Genomic DNA, 11,819 nt, shown 5'->3' on the forward strand with positions numbered 1-11,819 from the left:
CCAACCTACCCAATATCTGATGCTGACAATTTATAATTTAAAGAAGTTAAATCCACAACACCTTAATACCTAATTCTCGGATCAACATAGGCGTTGAGAATATCAATCAAAATACTGGCGGTGACAACGATCGCCCCAAAAAAGACTAAAACCCCCTGCACTGTGGGATAATCCCGATCAGAAATGGCTTGATATAAACGATTGGCTAAACCAGGCCAGGAAAAGGTTACTTCTGTTAAAATTGCCCCACCCAATAGGGAAGCAAATGTTAATCCTAAAACGGTAATTACAGGAATTAAGGCATTCTTTAAGGCATGGGAGACTAAAATTTTATTTTCCGGGATTCCTCGCGCCCTAGCGGCTTCTACATAATCAGATTTTAAGGTTTGTTTTAAATTAACTCTGACAATGCGTTCAAAAATGCCACTGAGTAAAATTCCCAAGGTTAAACTTGGTAGGGCTAAATGATGTAAAGCTGTAAAAAACTGACTCAAATTACCAGTTAATAAACTATCAATTGTATATAAACCGGTGATAGTTGTTGGTGCGGGAAGATTAGGGGGAAAACGATTAGAATTAGGAAACCAACCTAATTGGACTGAGAAAAGTAATTGTAATAACATTCCCGCCCAAAACATGGGCAGTGCATAGGTAATAATCCCAAATAAACGCCCACCAATATCAAAACCTGTTCCGGGACGGGAAGCGGAAATAGTACCAACTAAAACGCCGCAAATTATGGCTACAGCCATACTAGCAAAGGCCAATTCTACTGTAGCTGGAAAATATTGACTAATGATTTCGCCGACATTTTGACCGCGACTGGTTAGGGAAGTTCCTAAATCAAAACGAAGTAAATTACCTAAATAATTGAGATATTGTAACCAAATTGGTAAGTCTAAACCAAGCTGTTTTCTTAATTCTTCTTTGGCACTTTCTGGCGCACGTCCTCCCAGAATTGCATCGGCAGGATCTCCTGGTGTGGCTCTAAGTAAAAGAAAAACAATGGTAATAATAGTTAATAGTTGCAGTGGCGCAAATAGCAACCGAGAAACAATATAATACTGTAAAGCTTTAGAACGGGACATATTTATTAATGAATATTAATGAAGGCAGGAGGCAAAAGTAGGGGCGGGGTTTCCCCACCCATTTAGGAGTTCAGAAAGCAGAAAATGTATACCTATTCCCTATTTTTTGTTAACTGTCAACAGTGAACCGTCAACAGTCAACATTCATCTACTTTTTAATTGTTTTATAAATCAGGTTTTGGGTAGGATCAAGATTAACATTGGTTACGCCTTTTTGAGCAAAGATAAAATCTTTGTTTTGCCATAAAGGTATATAGGGAACATCGGTTAAAACTTGGTTTTGAATGTCGGCAAATATCTTTTTCCGGGCTTCGGGATTTTGTTCTTTACGTTGTTGATCTATGAGTTTATTCATAGTTTCACTATAGTAAAATGAGCCTTGGGTTTGACTACCGCCGGTTTGACAACCTGTGGCATCTGCACCTTTTTCACAGGCTAAAAATGGCTGAACGTAGTTATCTGGATCTAAAAAGTCTGGATACCAATTTAGTAAGGCACTGGGATATAAACCTTTGGAAATTTCTTTATAGAAAGTTGCACCTTCTACGGTTTTAACTTCTATTTGTAGAAGTCCATCCATTTTAGTATCAGCTAGAGATTTTAGGGTTTGTGCGACTAAACTACGAGTCATGGAACTGGCAGGATACCAAATTTGCACTTTAGCAGGATTTGCTTGAGAAAAATCAGCAGCAACTAAGGATTTTTTGGCTTCTTCAAATTTGCCATCACCATATTTCTCTTTAAATAATGGTAAGGAAACATTGAAGGTTGTGGGAATTATGCTGTAAAGAGGATCAGCCTGTGATAATAATACCCGATTATTTAATAATTGACGATCAATTAATGATGCGATCGCTTGTCTCACCTCGACTTTATCTAAAGGTTTTTGATTGCGATTTAAGGCCATCAAACTAATTACACTACCCTGGGCAGAAATAGCTTGCCAATCTCCTTTTTTAGCACTTGCTTCTAAACTTTGAATTTGATCCGGTTGTAAGGATAGATAAGCTACATCTATCGCCCCAGTTTTAAAAGCATTAAACAAATTCACCGGACTGGTTTGAATTTGTACGTTTACGCCTTTATTTGTGGGTTTTTCTCCCCAATATTTATCAAAGATATCAAATCTTAAAGAATCTGTTCCATACTTGGCTAATTTGTAAGGGCCTGTACCAACAAAATTATTAGCAACAAATTTACCTGCCCCAATTTGATAAGCTTTGGGTGAAACTGCACAAACTCCGGAAAATGCTAATAAAGAAGGAAAAGCTGCAAAGGGTTTTTTCAGTTTAATTGTTAATTCATATTCTCCCGTTGCTTTAACTGAAGCTACAGTATCGGAAAGCAAGAAGGAGGGTTTACCTTTGTTTTCAATAAAGCGTTGAATACTAAACTCCATTGCTTTGGCATTGAAAGGAGTATCATCATGAAAGACTATGCCTTTACGAATGGGAATAGTATAGGTTAAACCATCTGTACTGACTTTTGGTAATTCTGTGGCTAATTGTGGTTTAATTTCTGTACTGCCAGGTTCATAAGTGTACAGGCGATCGCTCATATTAAACACTAAACTCAAAGATCCCAATTCGTACGCATCAGCAGGATCAAGAGTTCTTGGTTTTTCCGTGGTTCCGATAGTGATTCGACTATCACCCGCAAGAGTATTTACACTACCTGGAGAGGGTGTATTTGCTTGTTGTTTAGGAGTACAACTAATGACCAATAATAGACATAAACAGAATAAGGATAGGTACTTTGCCATCCGACCCCACTGTTTCATTAACAAGGAACACCAGGTTATCATTATGAAAATCTTTTTAATCAGCGATGGATAATTATACTATATATGTGTTTCTTCTGCCGATATTTTCATCATAAATGTAAGAAGGTGAGGTAATAAGATCCCCGACTTCTTTTATTGATTGTGTCCATAAATTATAAATTGATCACAGAAGTCGGGGATCTGAACTCAAGATAGATTATGATATTTTTAGTAAAAATCCTGATCAAAGCATCAAATAAATTATGGTTTTAACAGCTTCTACAATGTTGTCTTTAGGCACTAAAGCCCCAAATTTTCATCTACCAGAAGTAGTAACTGGAAAAATAATTTCTCTGGATAATTTTGCCGATAAAAAAGCCTTAATTGTGATGTTTATTTGTCGTCATTGTCCATTTGTCAAACATATTCAACAGGAATTAACCAGATTAGACCAAGATTATAGCAATAGCAATTTAGGAATTATTGCCATTAGTGCCAATGATGCTAAAAATTACCCCAATGATGCCCCAGAATCATTAAAGGAAATGTGTATAGAAATGGGGTTTGATTTTCCTTTTTGTTACGATGAAAACCAAGAAACGGCAAAAGCCTATACCGCTGCTTGTACACCTGATTTCTTTTTATTTGATAGCGACAGAAAACTCGTTTATCGCGGTCAATTAGATGATAGTCGTCCCAGCAATGAACAACCTGTTACAGGCAAAGATTTAAGGGCAGCTATTACCGCAGTTTTAAATAATCAACCTGTGACAAGTGAACAAAAGCCGAGTATTGGTTGCAATATTAAATGGAAACCAGGAAACGAACCTAATTATTAAGTAATGGGTAATTGGTGCAGCATAAGGCAGGAGGTGAAATACCCATATCCCCGACTTCTTTTATTTATTGTCTCCATAAATTATAAATTGATCACAGAAGTCGGGGATCTTATCACCTCAGATGAATTCTTCCCTCTTTAATGCTGAATTTCCAAGTTGAGAATATAACGCCCTAATTGTAATGTTGCTGACCAAAGTTCATATTCTAGGCGTAAATGTTCTGGTAGAGGATGACCACTAATAGTAAAACTTTTGGTAAAATTACGTAAACGAATCGGTTGTTGTGGTTCTAAAGATTCATGAGGCAACCAAAAACGACTGAGGCCATAAACTCCTTTTTCCCAAAAATGACGATAACTCACCTGGGCATTACCTTGCATGGTCATACTCACCCGATAGGGGGAAATTTCTAACCATAAAACCCTGGGACTACTAGGAGTTACAAAATTCTTTTGTGGTGGGGAAATACTATCTTCGGGATGTAAATAAGTTCCGAATTCACAGCTAATGAGGGGTGGTGCAGTTAATACTACATGAAATTTATCTGTATCTTTTTGATACAAGGTGGCGGCGGTTTCTACTACTGACCAAACTGGTAAGTCAGTGGAAATCATTGATAAGCATACGGGTTTGCGGTGGTGAGTTAGCATGGGAACGTAGGGAATTAAATATTGAAAATAAAATTGTTAGGGAGGGGCTTAAACTAATAGACTTCTTTAGGACTTACACACGAAGTAATCAAAAACTGAATCTTTTTGTAGGAGTAATTCATGAATTACCCCTACTCTTCTGGTATTTTGCGTAAGTCCTGTTTTTGATAAAGTGAGAATTTTTGCTTGATTTTATGTGTTTTTACTTATCCTTTGAGGTTACGGCTGACATCTAGGGAAGAGAAAACTAGACAAAAATTTATGCAAGATGTCTCAATAAATAGTAAAACCTGTTTCATACTAACCAAATATTTTGATTTGTTAATATCAAAAAAATTTAATTAGCTATTAGCTATCATTATTAGCTATCTTGGATGAGCATTATCAATTATAATACTGTATTGGTGAAGATTAAAAAATACTAAAATTATATTATGTTTGTTTGCATATTTACATTTTGCATCTTGTCAATAAGAGTAGGGTGGGGTTTGCCCACCGTAGCAAATCATTTCAAACTGTTTTTATTTTTCATCAGCAAAATTGTACCACCCATACCAATGCAGTACAGCTAACCAGACCGCAGATAATAAACCTGCAAGACTCAAAGTTAAACCAGTAAAGGGAATTAAAAACCCAAATACGGGTAAGATAACACCAACAAGAGTACAAATAATTGCGGCTAGAGAAAGACGGCGATTTGTACCTAAAGGATAGATTAAAATCAGTAAAACTAAGGAAATTATTAGCCAAGCTAATTCGGCATTTATTACCCGTGTCATATAGGTTAAAGTTAATAAACAGGCAAAGAAAATTCCGCCGACAATAGCCACATTTTTTAAAGTAGTTGGTAGAGATAAGTACAGCAGTAATATCCACCATAAAAACAAAGCTGGTGCTAACAACAATAATCGGGGAATAATACCAGTTTTGCCAATTGGTTTAGTGCTGGTAAAGACACCAAAGGGATTTTTAACAGAAACATTATCGGCAAATATCCAAGTAAATTGGGTACTTTGATCATCAACTTTGATATTATTAGGTATAATCCCACTCGCAAAATCGGCATTATTAAAATTAGCAATAGCGACCAGACGGAAATTAGAAAGTAATTGATTGGTAGCACTATAAACCCAACGGGATCCACCTTGTGCTTGATAGGTAACTTTAAAAGTGGTTGTTTGTCCTGGTGCGAGAGTGAAGGAAAAACTATAATTATCGGGATTGGTTTGTTTTAAAATTGTTCCATCTCTTTCTACTTTGTAACTAGCTAGGAGGGAATAACCATTGGGTGGTGGTACATCAAAGAAAAAGTTATTAATATCATTTAATTGGTTAATAACTTTATAATCTGCGGTGTATTCTGTTTGATAAATTGAACTACGATTTTGGACATCTACACTTTGATTGATTTTGACTTGAATTTGTGAACCGGCTAAAGTTAAATAATTAGTGATTTTTTGTTTATCATTGACTTTAACTATTTTGCCATTAACTTGGGTAGAATAAATATAGGGTTGTTCGGTAACGTACCGAACTTGGGGTGCAATTTGTTCTAGTTTATCACCGGCAACACTAGCAGCAACTTGGGCAACTTTAGCCTGTTCCCAATAATGGTAACGATTACTTAATGTTGAACATAGAAAAAAGCCAGTCACTACTAAAATTAAAATTAAGGCTAAATGTTGTAATCCTTGTAATAATTGAGAGTAACGAATAGACCAATTACCAAAAAAAACCGCCTGTTCTGTGGGATATTTTCGCAAGGAAAAACTAATGAGGGCAATTGCCACACCCACAGCTAAAATTAAAAAGACTAATAGTAATGAACCTTGCAGTAATTGAGTCCCAAATTGTACTAATTCTTGGGGATGGGTTAAATCTGGTAAACCGGGAATACCTTTTGCGTCAACAGACATAAATAGATATGTGGATAATTTTTATATTCTGACTGATGTAAGATGGGAAAAGTTGCTATATAATTACTTAGTGATATAGTTTATTGGTAAGTATTCAGCTATAGCACTTCTTTGTACCCAGATCCACGACTTCTAAGATAGATTTATCCTTTCGGAATACAATCAATCAAAAAGTCGGGGATCTTATCACCTCACCTAAATCCTTACGTTTATTGATATATTATCAGTAATTTTGTTTTCCTGTTCCCACTTCTGAGAAATAATCAAAAAATATGGCGATCGCGATTGATTTTGGTACAAGTAACACAGTTATCACTCGTTGGAATCCGGTAACGCAACAAGCAGAAACTCTGAATTTACCGGGTTTATCTACACAACAATTTCTGAATCCTCCCTTAATTCCTAGTTTAGTTTATGTAGAAAATGCCAGTTTAGGTAAAATTATAGCTGGTCAAGGGGTACGCGATCGCGGTTTAGATACAAAAACTGATACCAGATTTTTTCGCAGTTTTAAACGGGGAATTGGCGCAGATATTCAGGGTTTTTTACCGGAATTAGATGGGAAAGAAATCACTTTTGAACAAGTAGGAAAATGGTTTTTAACAAAGGTAATTGAAGAATTAGCACCCCTAGAAGGGGGAATAGATTCCTTGATTTTAACTGCACCAGTAGATAGTTTTGAAGCCTATCGTTATTGGTTAGGGAAAGTTTGTCAATCATTGCCTGTAGAACAGATCCGAATGTTAGATGAACCTACTGCTGCTGCTTTGGGTTATGGTTTCACAGATCCAGGAACTTTGCTAGTGATAGATTTTGGTGGGGGAACTTTAGATTTATCTTTGGTAAGTTTAGATCAAGGTACACAAGCGAAAACTAAACCCCTAGGATTTTTGCTGAAATGGGGTAATAAAAACCTGGGTGAAGATTCTAAACAAAAAATCAAAACAGCGCGGGTATTAGCCAAAGCCGGGCAAAATCTAGGGGGAACTGATATTGATAATTGGATAGTAGATTATTTTGCTAAAACCCAAGGATTACCCATAAGTTCCCTCACCACAAGATTAGCAGAACGGGTAAAAATTCAATTATCTAGTCAAGAAAAAGCTAGTGAAGTTTATTTTAATGATCAAACTTTTGAAAGTTATGAAATGGATTTAGATAGACAAACTTTTGAAAATATTTTAAAGGAAAATGGATTTTTTGATAAACTCCATGACGTGATGATGACCCTATTACAACAAGGGCGACGCTACGGTATAGAAATTGATGATATTAATACAGTTTTATTGGTTGGTGGTACAGTACAATCACCAGTGGTGCAGACATGGATAGAACAATATTTTGAACCGGAAAAAATCCGTCGTCAATTGCCTTTTGAAGCCATCGCCCACGGTGCATTACAAATTACCCAAGGTATTGAAATAAAAGATTATCTTTATCATAGCTATGGGGTGCGTTATTGGGATCGTCGTCATCAACGTCACAGTTGGCATCCTATTATTAAAACTGGACAACCTTACCCCATGAGTCAACCTGTAGAATTAGTTTTGGGTGCTTCTATGGAAAATCAACCAAGTATTGAATTAATTATTGGGGAATTAGGAGTGGAAACTGGAGGAACAGAGGTGTATTTTGATGGCGATCGCTTAATTACTCGTCAATTAGATACTCGTGCTACTATCGTTAAACCTCTAAATGATACAGCAGAAGCTAGTAAAATTGCTAAACTTTCACCTCCAGGTTTTCCGGGAAGCGATCGCATTAAAGTCCAGTTTCAAGTTGATGAACAACGGTTTTTAAGAATTACGATTGAGGATTTATTAACAAATAATACATTAGTAGAAAATAAACTTGTCGCCCAATTGAGTTAAAGTGTAGGGGCGAAGCATTCGGAGAATTAATTATCGGTTTTTACCCCAGACTATGATCCGAATGCTTCGCCCGTACTGTGATCTAAAGACAGTTGAGTTAAAAATGAAAAAATTAACAGATCCCCGACTTCTTCAAGAAGTCGGGGATCTAAACCTCAAAATTTATCTGATCATATAAATCACTCAAACTTATCTGAAAATCCATTGTTTCCAAAGTCAAAATATCAGATTCAGATTGTAATTCTGTGAAAATCCATTGATTATCGTTGGTTTTCACATATTGCATCAGATGATATTGATATTGATTAATTAAAATATATTCTTTAAATTCAGGTATGGAACGATAATACATGAATTTATCACTTTGATCATAATTGCTAGTTGATTTTGATAAAACTTCAGCAATTAATAAAGGATTCATCACTGTAGTTTTACTAGCATCTGTGTAAATAGGTTCTCCCGAAATCACCATTACATCAGGATATGTATATTGCCGATAATGGGGTATCCATAACCGCACATCACCAATATAAACATCATAACTTTTCTTTTTTAAGGCAAATTTCAGATTAGCAGCAAAATTTAGGGCTATTTTATTATGATTTGTTGTCCCTCCAGTCATAGCTATAATTTCTCCATCTTGGTATTCGCTTTTAAAGTCTGCTTTTTCTTCTAGTTCTAAATATTCTTCTGGAGTACAGTACCGTGTTTGTGTAAGCATAATATCAACTAAAAGTTAATGATGATGATATACCAGGGAAGAGGAAAAGGACGTAGGGTGTGTTAGCGACAGCATAACGCACCCTACAATACTTGTAATTATACTACTTTTTGGATTGCTGTTTCTGGTCCGACTAGAGATACATAAGGTGCTTGTAAATATTTACAAGCTACTGTCATAGAATCAGTTGCAGTGACATTATTAATTAATTCAGGAAATTGTTGATCAAATTCAATTCCTAAACCTAAAATTTCATACCAACCATATATTTGGGCAATATGTCCATTGGTTTGTTTACCTAACGCATATTGACCAATAATTTTATTTTTAGCAGTTTGTAAATCTGCTGCTGAAAGTGGTTGCTTAGATAGTAATTCTACCTCTTGGCGTAGTCCATTCATCGCAATTTTAGTATTTTCTGGTGCTGTGCCAATATAAACTACAAAAGAAGCGGGGAAAAGTCGAGTAGAATAAATAGCAGAGACATCATAAGCTAAACCTTGCTTTTCTCGTAATTCTACAAATAAACGACTTGAAAGACCATTACCTAAATAAGTTGCTAGTAATTTTAAAGCAGCATATTCTGGATGATTAACTGATACACCTAAATAACCTAACATAATAATTGATTGTTGAGTATTTAAAGGTTTCAGACAAGATTGGGGTGATACAGTAATAGATGGTAAATTCAGAGTAGGTTTAGTTGCAGTAGGTATTTGCCAATCACCAAAAATGTTGTTAACTAATTTCTCTGCTTGTGCTGCTGTAATATTGCCAGCAATACTAATGACAATATTATCGGGGCGGAAATGGGTTTGGTGATATGCTATTAAATCAGCACGGGTAATGCTGTTCATTGTTGTTTCATCACCTAAAACAGACAGGGAATAGGGATGATTTTGGTATATTACCTGACGCAATTGTTCAAAAGCTAGACTATAGGGTTGTTCTTTTTGAGAACGAATATCTTGTAATGCTAACCGTTGTTCTAGTTGGATTTGATTTTCAGCAAAAGTAGGCGATCGCAATAATTTTCCAGCTAATGCTAAAATTTCTCCGAAATCAGCAGTCACAGTTTTTAAAGATAGCAAAAAATAATCTGTTGCTGCATCTGTACCTAAACTTGCTCCCACAGATTCGACTTTTTCTGCAATTTCCAAACTCGATAAACCATCACATCCTTTCGTCAATAAAGCTGATAACAAATGTGCTAAACCAGCCTTTTCTCGCTGTTCGTGACAACTACCAGCACGAATAAAAATTCTCGCAGCAACAATATCAGCAGCTTGATTTTCTGACACTAATAAAACCATGCCATTGCTTAATACAGTGCGTTCAATCAGAGATTTATTATTAATAGTTTGCATTCGTAATTTCCGAGTAAATAACTAACAAGGCTTGAGAATTGTGACAGCATAATTAGCAATAGAAAGATACTTTTGAGCTAATTTTTGCAGTTGTTGAGAATTGAAAGACTTAATTTGTTGAGGATAGGTAATAGCTAATTCAGCTTCAGCTATTGTATGATAATAGCCATAAAAACTGCTTAACTGATTGGGAGTTTCCGTAGAGAAAGCATACTCATGACATAAAAATCTCTGAATGCGGTTTAGTTCTTGTGGCGTAATTTCTTGATTTTGCAATTCTTGTAAATGTACACAAATCAAATTCTCAACTCGTTCCAGATATTCTGTATCTAACCAAGCCGTAATTGTGAATAAACTTGATTCTTGTTGTAGAGATAAATTACAGCAAACTTCTTGCACAATTTGCTTTTCTTCCCGCAAATCATATACTAACCGAGAAATTCTCCCTTCTCCTAGCAATACCGATAATAATTCTAAACCATAAACAGCTTGAATATCTGATACTCCAGGAATTTTCCAAGCCATCATCAACCGTGCTTGCTCTAGTCGGGGTAAAATTAATTCATGGCGACGAATTCCCTTAATTATTGGTGCGGCAATTTTAGTAACTCGAGGACAACAATCTCGTGACGGAAAATCTGCAAATGTCCGGTTCACCAATTCTCTGGCAGCGGTTTCTCCTATTCCCCCCACCACAACCACAGTCATATTTTCAGGTTGGTAATAACTGCGATAAAAGCACCGCATCGCTTCAGGTGAATGCTGCATTAATTGTGCTTCCGTTCCCAATACAGAACGCCCGTAGGGGTGGTTTTGATAAACATTTTTAACAAGAGATTGAAAACCCAACCAATCGGGATCATCATTATAAGAACGGATTTCTTCTAACACCACATCCCGTTCTTTGATAAATTCATCATCAGGAATGGCTGCATTCAGCAGTAATTCTCCTAAATGGGGGAGGGTATGCTCTAGGTAATTAGCAGCAGTTGTAATGCAATAATGGGCATAATCATGACTGGTAGCAGCATTACTGACACCGCCGATTTTTTCAATGTGATAATCAAATTCCCCAGGTAGCAGGTTAGGTGTACCTTTGAAAATCATGTGTTCTAAAAAATGCGCCATCCCAAACCAAGAGTCTGGTTCAAGGTTAGCGCCCGCACGCACCCAAACATCCGCTACCACTACAGGTGTAGTGACAATTTCTTGATGAATGAATGTTAAGCCATTATCTAATTTGACAACAGAACCGGGAAACACGCTGTTAGTTAGTTGTTTTGACAATTTTTTGTAGTTTCAAGCACAACTTAATTTTGTTATTTTAACCTTGAATTTGCAGAAAAAGAAAGTTACAGCAGTTTGCGAAGGTATGAGGTAGACATTTTGCAGGCAAGACTTGTACTGAGCTTGTCGTTCGCGTAGCGTGGTGTTAGCCATAGTATGCCCGCACCACAAAAGTTTGATTATGGTTGTACCTCATTTGAATGAATGTAGAATCCCCGTGTCTTTGGACGGGGGAGTGTCAATGTATCTTTACTAACTATTATTCCCCATTCTTCCTTAATTTGTGCCAATACTTTTTTTAATTTCTTCGGGAGAAAA

General features: G+C 36.2%; 9 protein-coding genes. 2 read left to right on the forward strand and 7 right to left on the reverse strand.

What is annotated here, in order from left to right:
• Positions 1–62: 62 nt before the first annotated feature.
• Positions 63–1,088, reverse strand: a complete 1,026-nt coding sequence (locus CUN59_RS04715) for an ABC transporter permease (protein WP_104386750.1) — start codon at positions 1,086–1,088, stop codon at positions 63–65.
• Between the two features lie 148 nt (positions 1,089–1,236).
• A complete protein-coding gene (locus CUN59_RS04720; protein ID WP_243406874.1) occupies positions 1,237–2,850 on the reverse strand; it encodes an ABC transporter substrate-binding protein in 1,614 nt (537 codons plus the stop codon).
• Between the two features lie 263 nt (positions 2,851–3,113).
• On the opposite strand from CUN59_RS04720, the gene CUN59_RS04725 reads away from it, so the two are divergent.
• Complete coding sequence (locus CUN59_RS04725) at positions 3,114–3,689, forward strand: thioredoxin family protein (RefSeq protein WP_104386752.1); 576 nt, start codon at positions 3,114–3,116, stop codon at positions 3,687–3,689.
• Positions 3,690–3,826: 137 nt separating this feature from the next.
• On the opposite strand, the gene CUN59_RS04730 is transcribed toward CUN59_RS04725, so the two are convergent.
• A complete protein-coding gene (locus CUN59_RS04730) occupies positions 3,827–4,339 on the reverse strand; it encodes a hypothetical protein (RefSeq protein ID WP_104386753.1) in 513 nt (170 codons plus the stop codon).
• Positions 4,340–4,860: 521 nt separating this feature from the next.
• Positions 4,861–6,255: a hypothetical protein gene (locus tag CUN59_RS04735; RefSeq protein ID WP_104386754.1), complete on the reverse strand. Its 1,395-nt coding sequence runs from the start codon at positions 6,253–6,255 to the stop codon at positions 4,861–4,863.
• A gap of 272 nt (positions 6,256–6,527) precedes the next feature.
• Here CUN59_RS04735 and CUN59_RS04740 point away from each other — a divergent pair, with 272 nt between their 5' ends.
• Entirely contained in the window at positions 6,528–8,126 is a 1,599-nt protein-coding gene (locus tag CUN59_RS04740) for an Hsp70 family protein (protein ID WP_104386755.1), read from the forward strand.
• A gap of 148 nt (positions 8,127–8,274) precedes the next feature.
• On the opposite strand, the gene CUN59_RS04745 is transcribed toward CUN59_RS04740, so the two are convergent.
• The 3 genes from CUN59_RS04745 to CUN59_RS04755 form a co-directional block, all read right to left on the reverse strand.
• On the reverse strand, positions 8,275–8,847 hold the full coding sequence (locus CUN59_RS04745; protein WP_104386756.1) for a Uma2 family endonuclease: 573 nt from the start codon (positions 8,845–8,847) through the stop codon (positions 8,275–8,277).
• A 98-nt stretch (positions 8,848–8,945) separates the two neighbouring features.
• Positions 8,946–10,214, reverse strand: coding sequence for a M16 family metallopeptidase (locus CUN59_RS04750; protein WP_104386757.1), 1,269 nt, complete (start codon positions 10,212–10,214; stop codon positions 8,946–8,948).
• 21 nt (positions 10,215–10,235) lie between these two features.
• Positions 10,236–11,477 (reverse strand): M16 family metallopeptidase, encoded by a 1,242-nt coding sequence (locus CUN59_RS04755; RefSeq protein WP_104386758.1) that lies wholly within the window; start codon positions 11,475–11,477, stop codon positions 10,236–10,238.
• Positions 11,478–11,819: the final 342 nt, after the last annotated feature.

The sequence above is a fragment of the Cuspidothrix issatschenkoi CHARLIE-1 genome, from assembly GCF_002934005.1.
Lineage (GTDB): Bacteria > Cyanobacteriota > Cyanobacteriia > Cyanobacteriales > Nostocaceae > Cuspidothrix > Cuspidothrix issatschenkoi.

Excerpts from the sequence above, each read along its gene's own strand:
- CUN59_RS04715 (WP_104386750.1), bottom strand. The coding sequence starts at position 1,088 with ATGTCCCGTTCTAAAGCTTTACAGTATTATATTGTTTCTCGGTTGCTA.
- CUN59_RS04720 (WP_243406874.1), bottom strand. The coding sequence starts at position 2,850 with ATGGCAAAGTACCTATCCTTATTCTGTTTATGTCTATTATTGGTCATT.
- CUN59_RS04725 (WP_104386752.1), top strand. The coding sequence starts at position 3,114 with ATGGTTTTAACAGCTTCTACAATGTTGTCTTTAGGCACTAAAGCCCCA.
- CUN59_RS04730 (WP_104386753.1), bottom strand. The coding sequence starts at position 4,339 with ATGCTAACTCACCACCGCAAACCCGTATGCTTATCAATGATTTCCACT.
- CUN59_RS04735 (WP_104386754.1), bottom strand. The coding sequence starts at position 6,255 with ATGTCTGTTGACGCAAAAGGTATTCCCGGTTTACCAGATTTAACCCAT.
- CUN59_RS04740 (WP_104386755.1), top strand. The coding sequence starts at position 6,528 with ATGGCGATCGCGATTGATTTTGGTACAAGTAACACAGTTATCACTCGT.
- CUN59_RS04745 (WP_104386756.1), bottom strand. The coding sequence starts at position 8,847 with ATGCTTACACAAACACGGTACTGTACTCCAGAAGAATATTTAGAACTA.
- CUN59_RS04750 (WP_104386757.1), bottom strand. The coding sequence starts at position 10,214 with ATGCAAACTATTAATAATAAATCTCTGATTGAACGCACTGTATTAAGC.